General features: G+C 47.8%; 16 protein-coding genes. 10 read left to right on the forward strand and 6 right to left on the reverse strand.

Annotation, left to right across the window (positions count from 1 at the left end; translation table 11 throughout):
• Window positions 1-62 precede the first annotated feature (62 nt).
• Window positions 63-1091, reverse strand: a complete 1029-nt coding sequence (tdh, locus tag MUG06_RS21500; RefSeq protein ID WP_243079985.1) for an L-threonine 3-dehydrogenase — start codon at window positions 1089-1091, stop codon at window positions 63-65.
• The gene (locus MUG06_RS21505) at window positions 1075-2298 is read right to left on the reverse strand and encodes a glycine C-acetyltransferase (RefSeq protein ID WP_243080018.1); all 1224 of its coding nucleotides are present in this window, start codon (window positions 2296-2298) and stop codon (window positions 1075-1077) included. Before MUG06_RS21505 ends, tdh begins: the two co-directional genes overlap by 17 nt.
• A 230-nt stretch (window positions 2299-2528) precedes the next feature.
• Between MUG06_RS21505 and rfaD the strand changes: the two genes are divergently transcribed.
• Genes rfaD through MUG06_RS21530 form a run of 5 tightly spaced genes read left to right on the forward strand, consistent with a single transcriptional unit; the run spans window position 2529 to window position 7543 of the window.
• Window positions 2529-3461 carry an ADP-glyceromanno-heptose 6-epimerase gene (rfaD, locus tag MUG06_RS21510; RefSeq protein ID WP_243079986.1) on the forward strand — a complete coding sequence of 311 codons (933 nt, stop codon included), beginning with the start codon at window positions 2529-2531 and terminating at the stop codon, window positions 3459-3461.
• Window positions 3462-3478: 17 nt separating this feature from the next.
• The gene (gene rfaF / locus MUG06_RS21515) at window positions 3479-4537 is read left to right on the forward strand and encodes an ADP-heptose--LPS heptosyltransferase RfaF (RefSeq protein WP_243079987.1); all 1059 of its coding nucleotides are present in this window, start codon (window positions 3479-3481) and stop codon (window positions 4535-4537) included.
• The gene (gene rfaC / locus MUG06_RS21520) at window positions 4525-5487 is read left to right on the forward strand and encodes a lipopolysaccharide heptosyltransferase RfaC (RefSeq protein ID WP_243079988.1); all 963 of its coding nucleotides are present in this window, start codon (window positions 4525-4527) and stop codon (window positions 5485-5487) included. The genes rfaF and rfaC overlap by 13 nt, the downstream gene beginning before the upstream one ends.
• Complete coding sequence (locus MUG06_RS21525; RefSeq protein ID WP_243079989.1) at window positions 5488-6384, forward strand: sugar glycosyltransferase; 897 nt, start codon at window positions 5488-5490, stop codon at window positions 6382-6384.
• Window positions 6374-7543, forward strand: a complete 1170-nt coding sequence (locus MUG06_RS21530) for an O-antigen ligase family protein (RefSeq protein ID WP_243079990.1) — start codon at window positions 6374-6376, stop codon at window positions 7541-7543. The genes MUG06_RS21525 and MUG06_RS21530 overlap by 11 nt, the downstream gene beginning before the upstream one ends.
• A 34-nt stretch (window positions 7544-7577) precedes the next feature.
• On the opposite strand, the gene MUG06_RS21535 is transcribed toward MUG06_RS21530, so the two are convergent.
• The 3 genes from MUG06_RS21535 to envC form a co-directional block, all read right to left on the reverse strand.
• Complete coding sequence (locus MUG06_RS21535; RefSeq protein WP_243079991.1) at window positions 7578-8651, reverse strand: glycosyltransferase family 9 protein; 1074 nt, start codon at window positions 8649-8651, stop codon at window positions 7578-7580.
• A 134-nt stretch (window positions 8652-8785) separates the two neighbouring features.
• Window positions 8786-9697 carry a divergent polysaccharide deacetylase family protein gene (locus MUG06_RS21540; RefSeq protein ID WP_243079992.1) on the reverse strand — a complete coding sequence of 304 codons (912 nt, stop codon included), beginning with the start codon at window positions 9695-9697 and terminating at the stop codon, window positions 8786-8788.
• A 3-nt stretch (window positions 9698-9700) separates the two neighbouring features.
• Entirely contained in the window at window positions 9701-11002 is a 1302-nt protein-coding gene (envC, locus tag MUG06_RS21545) for a murein hydrolase activator EnvC (protein WP_243079993.1), read from the reverse strand.
• 252 nt (window positions 11003-11254) lie between these two features.
• On the opposite strand from envC, the gene MUG06_RS21550 reads away from it, so the two are divergent.
• The 5 genes from MUG06_RS21550 (at window position 11255) to cysE (ending at window position 14373) form a co-directional block, all read left to right on the forward strand.
• Entirely contained in the window at window positions 11255-11686 is a 432-nt protein-coding gene (locus tag MUG06_RS21550; protein WP_215848163.1) for a rhodanese-like domain-containing protein, read from the forward strand.
• A gap of 19 nt (window positions 11687-11705) precedes the next feature.
• Window positions 11706-11960: a glutaredoxin 3 gene (gene grxC / locus MUG06_RS21555; RefSeq protein WP_215848164.1), complete on the forward strand. Its 255-nt coding sequence runs from the start codon at window positions 11706-11708 to the stop codon at window positions 11958-11960.
• Between the two features lie 37 nt (window positions 11961-11997).
• Entirely contained in the window at window positions 11998-12468 is a 471-nt protein-coding gene (secB, locus tag MUG06_RS21560; protein WP_215848165.1) for a protein-export chaperone SecB, read from the forward strand.
• Window positions 12468-13484 (forward strand): NAD(P)H-dependent glycerol-3-phosphate dehydrogenase, encoded by a 1017-nt coding sequence (gpsA, locus tag MUG06_RS21565; RefSeq protein WP_243079994.1) that lies wholly within the window; start codon window positions 12468-12470, stop codon window positions 13482-13484. Before secB ends, gpsA begins: the two co-directional genes overlap by 1 nt.
• A 67-nt stretch (window positions 13485-13551) precedes the next feature.
• Window positions 13552-14373: a serine O-acetyltransferase gene (gene cysE / locus MUG06_RS21570; RefSeq protein WP_215848167.1), complete on the forward strand. Its 822-nt coding sequence runs from the start codon at window positions 13552-13554 to the stop codon at window positions 14371-14373.
• Here the strand turns inward: cysE and trmL are convergent.
• The gene (gene trmL, locus MUG06_RS21575; protein WP_215848168.1) at window positions 14370-14843 is read right to left on the reverse strand and encodes a tRNA (uridine(34)/cytosine(34)/5-carboxymethylaminomethyluridine(34)-2'-O)-methyltransferase TrmL; all 474 of its coding nucleotides are present in this window, start codon (window positions 14841-14843) and stop codon (window positions 14370-14372) included. The genes cysE and trmL overlap by 4 nt on opposite strands.
• Between the last annotated feature and the right edge of the window lie 31 nt (window positions 14844-14874).

Here is a 14874-nt window from a genome sequence, read left to right on the forward strand (position 1 = left end):
AAGCGCCAGTTATACCTTTTCGCTGGCGCTGGCGCTATCCCGAAACGACCTTTAGCCTCGCGTTAATCCCAGCTCAGTATGACTTTTCCTGAGCGTCCTGAACGCATTTCATCAAAGCCCTGTTGGAAATCATCAATGTGATAGCGATGCGTAATGATCGGGGTGAGATCGAGTCCTGACTGAATCAGCGCGGCCATTTTGTACCAGGTTTCAAACATCTCGCGGCCATAAATACCCTTGATGAATAATCCTTTGAAAATCACCTGATTCCAGTCGATAGCCATTTCACCGGGCGGAATGCCTAACAGCGCAATGCGTCCGCCGTGGTTCATCACTTCTAACAAACTGCGGAAAGCGGGCGGCGCACCTGACATCTCTAATCCGACGTCAAAACCTTCTGTCATGCCCAGCGAGTGCATCACATCATGGAGATCTTCCTGTGCCACGTTAACTGCTCGCGTTACGCCCATGTTGCGGGCCAGCTCAAGCCGATAATCATTAATATCGGTGATCACCACATTGCGCGCACCCACATGGCGGCAAACGGCTGCGGCCATAATACCAATTGGCCCGGCACCGCTGATCAAAACATCTTCACCAACCAGATCAAAGGAGAGCGCGGTATGCACTGCGTTACCAAAAGGATCAAATATCGCCGCTAATTCGTCAGAGATGTTTTCAGGAATTTTGAAGGCGTTATACGCAGGAATCACCAGATACTCGGCAAAACAGCCCTGGCGGTTTACGCCAACACCGACGGTATTGCGGCATAAATGTGTACGTCCGGCGCGACAATTGCGGCAATGGCCGCAGGTAATATGCCCTTCGCCTGAAACACGATCGCCAATAGTGAAGCCTTTCACTTCCTGACCAATAGCAACGACTTCACCCACATATTCGTGGCCGGTAATCATCGGGACCGGAATGGTTTTCTGTGACCAGTCGTCCCAGTTGTAGATGTGTACATCGGTGCCGCAAATAGCCGTTTTACGAATTTTGATCAGCAGATCGTTATGACCTGGCTCAGGAATCGGCGCATCCGTCACCATCCAAATACCGGGCTCTTTTTTCAGTTTAGCGAGTGCTTTCATCGGCGGTTCCTCTGGCAATGACGCCAAGTTGTTGACCGATGCGGGTAAAAGCGGTCACCGCGCGTTCGAGTTGCTCTTGCGTATGCGCCGCAGAGATCTGGGTGCGAATGCGCGCCTGACCTTTTGGCACCACCGGATAAAAGAAGCCGGTAACGTAAATGCCTTCCTGCTGGAGCAAACGGGCAAATTCCTGCGCCACATTCGCATCACCCAGCATGACTGGAATGATGGCATGATCGGCGCCAGCCAGAGTAAATCCGGCGGCTGTCATCTGTTGACGGAAATAGCGGGCATTATCCCATAAGCGCTGACGCAGGCCATCACCTTCGCTGAGTAACTCCAGCACGCGAAGCGAGGCAGCGACAATGGCGGGTGCCAGGGAATTAGAAAAGAGATAAGGACGAGAGCGCTGGCGCAACCATTCAATCACTTCCGCTTTAGCAGCGGTATAACCGCCCGATGCGCCACCCAGCGCTTTGCCTAAGGTGCCAGTAATAATGTCGACGCGGCCCATGACATCGCAATATTCGTGCGTGCCCCGCCCGGCGTTGCCAACAAATCCCACTGCATGAGAATCATCAACCATCACCAGCGCAGAAAATTCGTCAGCCAGATCGCAAATGGCCTTTAAATTAGCGATGACGCCATCCATTGAGAACACGCCATCGGTGGCAATCAGAATATGACGCGCACCTTTATCGCGTGCTTGCTGTAAACAGGCGCGCAGTTCTTGCATGTCATTGTTAGCGTAGCGATAACGTTGTGCTTTACACAGCCGCACGCCATCAATAATCGAAGCATGGTTTAGCGCATCAGAAATAATGGCATCGTCTGCATCCAGTAAGGTTTCGAACAGGCCGCCGTTAGCATCAAAACAAGATGAATAGAGAATGGCATCTTCCATGCCGAGAAATTCAGCCAGACTTTTTTCCAGCTGCTTGTGGGTATCTTGCGTACCGCAGATGAAGCGCACCGAAGCCATGCCGAAGCCGTGAGAATCCATGCCGTCTTTGGCGGCCTGAATCAGGGCGGGATGATTGGCTAAGCCTAAATAATTATTGGCACAGAAATTTATGACGTGATTGCCGTCCCCAACTTCAATATCGGCTTGTTGGGCAGACGTAATAATGCGTTCTTGTTTAAACAACCCTTCCTGACGCGCCGTATCCAGTTGCTGACGTAATTGTTGATAAAATTGCGCTGGCATCATTGCTCTCCTCAGATGGCGGAAATTTGGCACATCTTACTGAGCAGAGAGTCCAATCGCGATAAATCGCCCAACAGAATGTCAATTTTGCAGCATAGTTCACGCCTCGGCGCGTGAAGTACAAATGGTTACAGAGTCATCTGGCTGTCTGCACCTTGATGAAATGTTATGATAATAGTCATTAGCGTGTGGAACCTCCTGTTTCACCCCATAACTTCGAAGGTATTAACATGATTATCGTAACTGGCGGCGCAGGAATGATTGGCAGCAACATCGTCAAGGCGCTGAACGATCGCGGTCACACCGACATTTTGGTGGTGGATAATCTGAAAGACGGCACCAAATTTGCGAATCTGGTCGATTTGGATATCAGCGATTACATGGACAAAGAAGAGTTTCTGATTAGCCTGATGGCTGGTGATGATCTCGGTCCAATCGAAGCGATATTCCATGAAGGTGCCTGCTCTGCCACCACCGAATGGGATGGCAAATACATGATGGATAATAACTATCAGTATTCGAAAGAGCTGCTGCACTTCTGCCTTGAGCGTGAAATCCCGTTTCTTTATGCCTCATCTGCTGCGACTTACGGCGGACGCAACGAAAACTTTATTGAAGAGCGTCAATATGAGCAGCCACTGAACGTTTATGGCTACTCAAAAATGCTGTTCGATCACTACGTGCGTCAGATTCTGCCAGAAGCTAATTCGCCTGTGTGTGGATTCCGTTATTTCAACGTGTATGGCCCGCGTGAAGGGCACAAAGGCAGCATGGCCAGTGTAGCTTTCCATCTTAATACGCAGATCAGCAACGATGAAAATCCAAAACTGTTTGAAGGCAGCGATGGCTTCAAACGCGATTTCATTCACGTTGATGATGTTGCCGCTGTGAACCTGTGGTGTTGGGAGAATGGCATTTCGGGAATCTATAACTGTGGTACCGGTCGTGCTGAATCTTTCCAGGAAGTGGCTGATGCTGTGCTGAAATTCCATGAAAAAGGTCAGATTGAGTACATTCCGTTCCCGGAAAAACTCAAAGGACGTTATCAGGCCTACACACAAGCCGATCTCACTAATCTGCGCGCGACAGGCTATGACAAACCGTTTAAAACCGTGGCGCAAGGTGTGGCTGAATACATGGTTTGGCTGAACCGTAACGCGTAAAGGAACCTGCACCGGCAATGAAAATTCTGGTTATCGGCCCATCTTGGGTCGGCGATATGATGATGTCGCAAAGTCTCTATCGTACGCTCAAGGCCGAGCATCCTGATGCCGTGATTGACGTGATGGCACCCGCATGGTGCCGTCCGCTGTTGTCACGCATGCCGGAAGTGAATCAGGCGCTGGCGATGCCGCTTGGACATGGCGCGCTGGAAATCGGCGAGCGACGTCGATTGGGAAAGTCGCTGCGCGGTAGCCATTATGATCGTGCCTATGTGCTGCCTAACTCCTTTAAATCTGCGTTGGTGCCGTTCTTTGCAGGAATTAAACGTCGCGTTGGTTGGCGTGGGGAAATGCGTTACGGCCTGCTAAATGATCTGCGTAAACTGGACAAAGCGGCTTTTCCGTTGATGGTCGAACGCTATGTTGCGCTGGGTTATGACACGCCAGTCAGTTCAGCAAAACAGCTGCCGCAGCCTTTGTTGTGGCCGCAGTTGCAGGTTGAAGATCAGGAAAAAATTGAAACGGCAGCGCAGTTTCAGCTTTCTGCCGATCGTCCTATTGTGGGCTTCTGCCCTGGCGCTGAGTTTGGTCCAGCTAAACGTTGGCCGCACTACCATTATGCCGCGTTGGCGCAGCAACTCATCGCTGAAGGCTATCAAGTGGTGCTGTTCGGCTCGGCAAAAGATCGTCCTACCGGTGAAGAGATCATTGCGGCATTACCTGACGAAGCCCGCTCCCATTGCCGTAATTTGTCCGGCGATACGTCGCTGGAGCAAGCAGTGATTCTGCTGGCGCATTGCCGTGCAGTAGTCAGTAATGACTCTGGTTTGATGCACATCGCCGCTGCACTAAACCGGCCATTAGTGGCGTTGTATGGACCGAGTAGCCCAGACTTCACACCACCGCTCGCCAGGCAAGCGCGGGTGATTCGCCTGATTACGGGCTATCACAAAGTACGTAAAGGCGACGCAGAGCAGGGTTATCATCAAAGCATGATCGACATTCAACCAGTTCGCGTTCATCAGGAATTAAATGAGTTATTGAATAGCGAGCAGGAGATGTCATGCACGTCCTGATTGTTAAAACCTCTTCAATGGGCGATGTTCTGCACACATTGCCCGCGCTAACGGATGCGATGCACGCCATTCCTGGCATTCGTTTCGATTGGGCGGTGGAAGAGAACTTTGCTCAGATTCCAGGCTGGCATCCAGCGGTAGATAAAGTGCTGCCGGTGGCAATTCGCCGCTGGCGTAAACACTGGTTTGGGAGTCAACAGCGTGAAGAGCGCGTGTTGTTCAAGCGAGAATTGCAGTCACGTCAGTACGATATTGTGATTGATGCACAAGGGCTGATTAAAAGTGCTGCGCTGGTGACACGCCTGTCAAAAGGTGTGAAACATGGTCAGGATAGTCGCAGCGCGCGTGAACCTTTCGCCAGCTGGTGGTACGACATACGCCATGAAGTGAGTAAGAAGCAGCACGCTGTTGAGCGTACGCGAGAACTTTTTGCTAAAAGTCTTGGTTACGAAAAGCCACAGACGCAGGGCGATTATGCTATTGCCGGTCATTTCTCGACGATCGCGACAGAAGATACCGCTCCTTATTTAATCTTTCTTCATGCCACCACACGTGATAACAAACACTGGCCGGAAGATCACTGGCGTGGATTGATTGAGCTGGTTCAGCCAATGGGTTTACGTGTGAAATTGCCTTGGGGCGCCGAGCATGAACATCAGCGGGCACAGCGTTTGGCGGAAGGATTCGAGTATGTTGAAGTCTTACCGAAGCTATCGCTGGAAGCCGTAGCGCAACAGCTGGCTGGCGCGTGTGCAGTGGTATCCGTTGATACCGGTTTAAGTCATCTTACCGCTGCGCTTGATCGCCCTAATATCACTTTATATGGCCCAACCGATCCGGGGTTAATTGGTGGTTATGGCAAGAATCAATACGTGATTAAAGCGGTTGAGAACGATATGAAAAATATCGACGCTACATCAGTAATGGAAAAGTTAAGGGATTTAATCTGAATGGGATCGCTATTTAAGCAAATTTATCGCTATACCCATTCACGTGAATTCCGCCATAACGAAAATCTTTGGCCTCATATAACCATAACGCGTGCGCCAGAAGGTCATATTGCTTCGATTTCTTATAAGAAAAAAAACATAAACATTGAGGATCTTTCTAAATTGAAAGGAACCCTTAATGTTCCGTTGTCTATTATAGCGACTGGACCCTCTGTTAAGGATTTAACTTTATCAAAACTATCAGGAATGAGTACGCTAGGCGTGAACGGCGCTTACACCCTGATGGGAAGCATCAATTTTGACTATTACGTTATCGTAGATCGCGGGTTTGTAGAAAAAAAACCTGAACTGGTCTCAGCTATATTAGCGAATAAAGAATTGATACTTTTTACTACGGTTTTGTGTCTCAATGAAATGCTTAAGTTTGTAACAGTGGAGAACATATCTTGCCGATTAGCAATTGTAGAAGATATCCGTTATAGGATCTTTGATAAAAGCATTCCTTCAAATAAATGCGCTGATTTTTTTTCAGGATGTGCTGATTTTTTATTTGATAGTAAGAATAAACACATCGGCTACTCAAAAGATATCCGAAAGGGAATAGTCGATGCGGGGACTGTTACCTATTGGGCATTACAGATTGCATTTTATTTAGGAGGAAAGGATATATTTATTGCGGGGTTAGATATGAATAACTTTTCTAAACCAAGATTTTATGAAGATGAGGCTAATAAGTTACCAAGCTTTTTGGCAGGCAATTACGAGACATTGATCTATCCTTCTTTTCTCTATGCAAGTGGAATTATGAAAGATGAGAACTGCAAAGTCTATAATTTGTCATTGAACAGTGCATTAGGTGATGAGGTTTTTAAGAGGATTAGCATCGATGAAGTATGATTTTCGCGCAGATAATATAAGGAGTTTATCTGCTTACTGTTTTATGTTTTTTTTGGCTTTGCTCCCTGTATTCACTGAAGTTGGAAAGGTAAATAACCTCTTTCATGCCTCAATTATATTAATGGCGTTTTTCCTGCTAATAAAGAGTAAAGATAAGCTGGGTTTCTTTACTGATTTTGATAAAGATCTTTTTTTGGGACTCATTCTTATAAGTGTATTTTTGCTTTACTTTAGTCTGAGCAACCTATGGTCTTCTAATCCGGAAAATTTTTTCTCAAGCTTTAAGCACACGCTTTATCTTCTTTTCTTCGTGTCTATGGTTAGTTACGTTGTCAATAACCGTAGTGTTCTCACTCTGCACTACCTGATCTTTTCTGGATGCTTTGTTCTTTTGATTCTGACTTTGTTATTAGTGGATAAAAATACAATACTTACGAACAGACTTGAAAATGGCTTTTCCTTAGCGCCATCTAACGTCATCGATTTAGGTGGTTATTTTGCCATTGGGATAATTAGTTGCCTGATTATCATAAGAGAAACCGGCAAGCATTGGCTATATTTTGCAGCGATTTTATTGTTTATTGGTTTGCTTCTAACGCAGAGCCGTGGTCCATTACTGGCATTATGTGTAGCGATGCTGCTGCTTGTCACAAAATATAAAAATGTTCATTTAAAACATATTATCTATCTGGTTTTATCTTTACTTATCATCTTTTTGTTTATGCAGTTAACGGGATATGGTAGTGAATTTTATTCGCGAATGACAGATTCATATAAGCAAAGCTTCATACGGTTTGGTATTTGGGAAAATGCGTTCACTTTGGCAAAAGAGCACTTTTGGTTTGGCTGGGGTTTTGATAAACAGCTTGAGTTCACTAATAGTGTTGGGCAAAACATCACAACGACCCACAGCGTTTATTTTTCCACCTTTTTAAAGGGAGGGATTATTGGTGTTTTATGCCTTATTTCATTGATTTTATGGGGGTTGTCCCAAGCTTATAAACGCTATCATGAAGCAATGACGCTAGAAGCGGTATTGTACATATTTTCGTTATTATTCTTTTTGACGCAGGGTATGTTTGTCCTTGGTTCGCCAGGGGAGGCGTGGATGCTTTTTTGGCTGCCACTGGCTGTTGTTGCCGCTAAGCGTAAAGCCTAAAAAAGCCTGGCCATGTCATGGCCAGGCTTTTTAGTTATTTAATTAAATCAGATATCTCATGAAAAACCCTATCTGCAGAGATCTTGCTGAGCGGTTGCGATACATTATCTTTATCATAAGATGACATCTGAATTATTTTATGGATGTCCATGTCTTGATAAGGACCAGTATGTTTAGGGTTTGCACTGGCATACAGGCTGACTGTCGGTGTTTTGGCTGTAATAGCGATATGAAGAGGACCGGTATCACCTGTGACTAAAACCTGTAATGATTTAATTAATCGAATCAATTCAAGTAGGTTTGTTTTTCCGATATATGAAGTGACGCGACTATGGAACTCTTTTGGTAAATAACTATAAAGCTCTTTTTCAAGCAATGAATCCTGACGTGCCCCTGTGAGAACTATTTCCGCTTGAGGGTAAGAAGACAGTAGTTTGACTGCTAATTTAGCGAAGCTCTCTACAGGCCAGCAACGCATTCTCTGAGATGCACCCATTTGGAAACCAAAACGTAGCTTATTTTTATCGACAGAGGATTCCATTATTTTAACGGGGAATTCCATGCTGGTATCGTTTATATCACAGCCTAATTTTTCAATTAGATTTAATTTTCTTTGAATGACATGCACGTCTGTGGAAGAAGAGTACAGATCAATCCATTTATTGAAGGCAATAGTGTCTCGCTTGAAATTATCTCTGATAATGTATTTTGTGCCTGAAAATTTCGCGCAAAAAACGTCATAACCTATATAAGAGTGAAGAATAACAGTGAGTTCAGGTTTAAATGACCTCAACTTTTTTATGAGCGCATATGCATTTTTTATTTTGTTATCCCAGATGGCAACTTCATCAAACCACGGGCTATTATTAATCAGCTGACTATTTTTATCGCTTGTGACAAAAATTATCTTTGCTTTGGGGTAACGTTGCTTTATTGCTTTAATCGCGGGAGTGTTAAAAAGAAGGTCGCCCAATGCAGTGGTTGAAAAAATGGCAATTCTGCTGAAATCAATATGATTATCTAATGCAGGCTTTTTTCTATCATCAAATAAATAAGAGTAAAGTGAAATGAAGAAATTTATGAGTCTTATTTTCCATATTTTATTCATTTTCTAAATCATACCCAAATGTGTTGTCATTCTGACTGTGTTGTTACGAAAAAGTTCCAATCTGTATTCATGAAGGCCGCTTTCACGAAAAGATAAAAGGCTTGCGCTAATATTTTAGTATATACAAACGCAATTTACTTTAAGCGATTTATAAGTTCAATAATATAGCTGGTCTTGATGCTGTCGATAATCGTACCCAGAGCACGTGTGGCCGGAACAGGCGCTAGCGGCTGCTTAATTTTGCACAAGCCTGGCGGTTGGAAATGAGGTTGCACGGGCTTGGTGATCGGCGGCTTGTTACCTTGTGAAGGCGTGCCACTGTGCAGTGGTTCATTCAATAACTGGCTTGGGCGAACAAGCGTGATATCTGCAGGTAAGGTGGGTAGCATTTGCTGTAAAACCCGCACCGTATTGGGATGTGGATGGCCTATCGCAATGGCGTAGCCATCACGCTGCGCCAGCTTTACTGCGCGACTAAATTGCTGCCGTATGGCAGTAATATCCTGGCTGTCATCCAGGAAAACACGGCGCTTCAGCACGCGGACCTTGGTGCCTTGCGCGGCCGGTATGGATTGGCTGTTAGCAATCGTCATGCTGTCGAGAAAGTAAAAATTGTAGTGGTTAAGCGTCTGCATCACTTTCTGCATACCAAACAGGCTGGAGGTCATTTTGCTGCCCATATGGTTATTCAGCCCCACCGCATAAGGCACGTTATTCACCGCGTTGCGAATGATTCGCTCAATTTCGGTGCTGCTCATCTCTGGTGTTAACGTATCTTTTTCCAGTGGCTGCTTACTCAGCGGTGCCATCGGCAGGTGAATCAAAACTTCATGACCACTTTGGTGCGCTTTCGTTGCCATGTCGCGCGCATGCGGCGCGTTAGGCAGCACCGCTACTGAAATCTCGGGCGGCATCTGCAACACTTTTTTCTCTTCGGCAGGACGATAGCCAAAGTCATCAATGACAATGGCAAGTTTGCCTGCGTGAGCGACGCAGCTAAGCAATAAACCGCTCACAATAGCGGGGAGTTTTCGGAGTTGAAGCAAAACTTATTTTCCTAACCACGGGAGTGGGTTGACGGCCTTTCCTTGACGTCGGATTTCAAAATAGAGCGATGGCGTGCCGCGGCCGCCGCTGGTGCCCACTAAAGCGACAGGCTGTCCTGCCTTCACTTGAGCACCCACACTCACAAGCGCACTCTGGTTGTAGCCATAAAGACTCATATCGCCTTTACCATGCTCAATGACCACCACAAGCCCATAACCTTGCAGCCAGTCAGCCATCAAAACACGGCCATCAGCGATGGCTTTGACTTCCGTTCCTTCCGGTGCGTCGATAACCAGCCCTTTCCAGCGCAGTTCACCTTGCAGTTGCTCACCGAAGCGGTGTTCTACGCGGCCACGAACAGGCCACAATGCTTGTCCACCGGCACGCCCTAAACCGCCGGTGCGCGCCATCAGCTCGCGTTCGCTCTGTGTGGGTTGGTAGTTGGAACCTTTCGATTTAGCCTGCGCCTGACGCTGGCGCACTTTCTCTGCCTCACGCGCTTCTCGTGCCGCTCGTTCACGAGCTTCACGTTCAGCTTTGGCGATTTTGTCTTGCAGACGGCTTTCGTTCTGGCGCATTTCAACCAAGTCAGCTTGATCTTTCTCCAGCGAATTTTCCAGCGCGCTCAAGGTTTTCTTACGCGCAGTACTCGCTTGTTGAAGTTTATCTTGTTGACCCTGCTGCTGTGCGAGCAGTGACTTTTGCTGTTGCTGCTTTTGCTGTAGCGCATTGCGTTGCTGATCCAGATCCTGACGGGTCTTTTGCAGCTCCTCAATGCTCTGTTGGCGGGCATCGTTGAGATAGCCAAAATAAGCCAAAATGCGCTCGTTGCGTTGGCTCTCTTCTCCACTTAGCAGGAGTTGCACGCCATTATGCTGGCCTTGTCGAAAGGCGGCATCCAGCTGTTGAGATAACAGCGTTTCTTGCTGCTGTTGTTGCTTTTCCAGACGCGTAATTGAGGCGGCGAGTTGAGTGATTTCGTTATTCAAAGCAGAGAGGCTATTGCGTGTTTCACGCAGTTGACGACTGGCCTGAGCAATCACCTTTTCCTGGCTTTGTAACTGATCGAGCAACTTACTGCGCTGCACTTTTTGCGCTTTGACGATTTTTTCTTTTTCAGCAATATTTTGCTGAATAGATTGCAGTTGCGATTTATTATCGTCAGCACTTTGTGCGGTAACGGGCAACAACAGCGCGCCCGCGCAAAGCAGGCTGAAGGAGAGGGTGGACAAGTGTGTTAACAACGGCAGGTTATCTCCGTTGTGACGGGTCCTTGTGTGTAAAACGGTTGTTTTTCCCTTCATAGGCCAATGATTATTCCACGATGAACAGCCGCTTACCAGTGCGCCGGACCAGCATTTGCTTTTCCAAACATGTCTGTTTTAGACCAAACCCGGCATAAGCGTTACGTCATTTTTGCCATTCGGCGTTTTTTTTTGGAAAATGATGCACAAATATTAACTCTGACCGCTTAGCGTCTGTACATGCGAAGTGGCGCAGGTATACTCAGAACCCTTGTTTTAGCTTATTAGCCCGGTCTGGAGTCGTTACCCCTCATGCAAGAAATTATGCAGTTTGCAAGCAATCACCCCATCCTGAGTCTGGCATGGGTCGTTTTACTCGTTCTGGTGATTGTGACTACCGTTAAAGGAATGTTCTCTAAGGTAAAAACTATCAGCCGCGGTGAAGCAACCCGCCTGATTAACAAAGAGGACGCGGTAGTTGTAGACGTGCGTTCGCGCGATGATTATCGCAGGGGACACATTTCAGGCGCAGTGAACGTGGCAGCGGCTGAGCTCAAAAAAGGCAATTTAGGTGAACTAGAAAAGCATAAAGCGCAACCCATAATTGTGGTGTGTGCGACAGGACAAAGTGCTGCTGATTCTGCTGCACACCTGAGTGCTGCGGGTTTTACGCAGGTTACTGTATTGAAAGATGGCGTAAGCGGCTGGAGCGGCGAAAATCTGCCGTTAGTACGCGGTAAATAAACTTACTGAGGTGCACACCATGGCGAACATCGAGATTTACACCAAAACAACCTGTCCTTACTGCCACCGGGCAAAGGCGCTGTTAAGTCAAAAAGGCGTAACGTACCAGGAGATTCCCATTGATGGGGACATGGCGAAACGTGAAGAGATGATCAAACGCAGCGGCCGCACCACCGTTCCTCAGATTTTTATTGATGCGCAGCACATTGGCGGCTGCGACGACCTTATCGCGCTCGATTTCCGCGAAGGTTTAGATCCGTTACTGCAGGCGTAGTTTACGCTGAACATTCTAACTCACAGGACTTAGTTACATGTCAGAACACAACACCAACGAAATGCAATTCCAGATTCAACGCGTTTACACCAAAGATATCTCTTTTGAAGCGCCAAATGCGCCGCAGGTTTTCCAGAAAGAGTGGGAACCGGACGTAAAATTGGATCTGGACACTGCATCTTCACAGCTGGCTGACGAAGTTTATGAAGTGGTGCTGCGTGTGACCGTGACCGCAACCGTAGGTGAAGAAACGGCGTTCCTGTGCGAAGTTCAGCAGGCCGGTATTTTCACTATCAGCGGCATTGATGGGTCACAGATGGCACATTGTCTGGGCGCATACTGCCCGAACATCTTGTTCCCGTATGCCCGTGAATGCATCACCAGCCTGGTTTCACGTGGTACTTTCCCGCAGCTTAACCTGGCGCCGGTTAACTTTGATGCGCTGTTCATGAACTATCTGCAGCAGCAACAAGGTGAAGAAGGCGCTGAACCACATCAGGATGCCTGATGACAAATAACGCTTCGATTAGCGTCATCGGTGCCGGCTCGTACGGCACCGCTTTGGCGATTACCCTGGCCCGCAACGGCCATCCGGTATTGTTGTGGGGACACAACCCTGCGCATCTGGCGCAACTCCAATCTGACCGCTGTAACACCGCTTTCCTGCCCGATGTGCCTTTTCCTGACTTTCTTGCGCTTGAACCCGATCTGGTAAAAACCATTGCTGCCAGTCGCGATCTATTAGTCGTGGTGCCGAGCCATGTTTTTGGCGACGTGCTCACGCAAATCAAACCGCATTTGCGTGATGATTCTCGAATTGTCTGGGCGACCAAAGGTTTGGAGAAGGAAACCGGGCGTTTACTGCAAGATGTAGCACGCGAGATCTTGGGCGATGCGATTCCGCTGGCGGTGATTTCGGGTCCAACATTTGCGAAAGAACTGGCGGCAGGAATGCCTACGGCGATTGCGTTGGCCTCTACCGATGCGCAATTCGCTGAAGATTTGCAGCAAAAGCTGCATTGCGGCAAAAGCTTCCGCGTCTATAACAATCCTGATTTCATTGGCGTCCAGTTGGGCGGCGCAGTGAAAAACGTTATCGCGATTGGTGCAGGTATTTCTGATGGTATCGGCTTTGGTGCCAATGCGCGTACGGCCTTAATCACTCGCGGGTTGGCAGAAATGAGCCGCTTGGGAGCGGCATTGGGCGCTGATCCTACCACCTTTATGGGAATGGCAGGATTAGGTGATCTTGTGCTGACCTGTACCGATAATCAGTCACGTAACCGTCGTTTTGGCATGATGCTGGGGCAAGGCGAGGATGTTGACAGTGCGCAACGCATTATCGGACAAGTTGTAGAAGGATACAGAAACACCAAGGAAGTCAAAGCATTAGCCGCTCGTGTTGGTGTAGAAATGCCGATAACTGAGCAGATTTATCAGGTGCTATATTGCGAAAAACCGGCGCGGGATGCAGCATTGAGTCTGCTGGGGCGTACAAGGAAGGACGAAAACAGCAGCAGCTAAGCAGGGAGCGAAGCGTAATCACCTGTAGCGCCAATTCAGGCGCTTTTTTTATCGGGAGAAAACAGCAATGTCGTCTGATGAGTTAGAACTGGTCTGGAATAATATCAAAGCAGAAGCGCGTGCATTGGCCGATTGTGAGCCCATGCTGGCCAGCTTTTACCATGCGACATTGCTTAAGCATGAGAATCTCGGCAGCGCGCTGAGCTACATGCTGGCAAATAAATTGTCTAACCCCATCATGCCAGCAATTGCTATCCGTGAAATCGTTGAAGAAGCTTATCGCGAAGATCCTTCAATGATTACCTCTGCGGCTTACGATATTCAGGCGGTGCGTCAGCGCGATCCAGCCGTAGACAAATACTCCACGCCGCTGCTCTATCTCAAAGGCTTCCACGCTTTGCAGGCTTATCGCATCGGTCATTGGCTGTGGAAAGAGGGACGACGTGCGCTAGCGGTTTATTTGCAGAATGAAGTTTCAGTCTCATTCGCGGTAGATATCCATCCAGCAGCAAATATTGGCCACGGCATCATGCTCGATCATGCGACCGGTATTGTGATTGGTGAAACGGCAGTGATTGAGAACGATGTGTCGATTCTGCAATCAGTCACGCTTGGGGGAACCGGTAAAACCAGCGGCGATCGCCATCCAAAAATTCGTGAAGGGGTGATGATTGGTGCTGGCGCGAAAATCCTTGGCAATATCGAAATCGGACGTGGCGCAAAAATTGGTGCCGGTTCTGTGGTGTTGCAGCCCGTTCCGCCACATACCACCGCAGCAGGCGTGCCTGCACGCATCGTTGGTAAGCCCGGCAGTGAAAAACCATCAATGGATATGGATCAGCACTTCAATGGCAGTCTGGCGGGCTTCCAGTTTGGCGACGGCATTTAGCCTTTAATCAGCGCGCCAGCATAATCGAGTTGGCGCCACGCTTCGTATACCACCACCGACACTGCGTTCGACAAATTCATGCTGCGGCTTTCTGCCATCATAGGAATGCGGATTTTATGCTGTGCGGGCAGGGCATCCAAAATTCCAGCGGGCAAGCCACGGCTTTCAGGGCCGAAGAGCAAGTAATCTCCCTTCTGATACGCCACAGCGCTGTGTGCAGGCGTTCCTTTGGTCGTTAAGGCAAACAGTCGCTCAGGACTTTCACTGGCTAAAAACGCCTGATAATCGGCGTGCTTCTTGATAGCGGTAAATTCGTGATAGTCGAGTCCGGCACGGCGCAGTCGTTTGTCATCCCAGGTAAAACCCAAGGGTTCAATCAAATGCAACTGGAAGCCTGTGTTTGCACAAAGGCGGATGATATTGCCGGTATTAGGTGGGATTTCTGGTTCAAATAAAACAATGTTTAGCATAAGGCCCCCGATAACGAGGGCCGAAGCATAG

The sequence above is a fragment of the Pantoea sp. MQR6 genome (assembly GCF_022761075.1).
GTDB classification, from domain to species: Bacteria; Pseudomonadota; Gammaproteobacteria; order Enterobacterales; family Enterobacteriaceae; genus Pantoea; species Pantoea phytostimulans.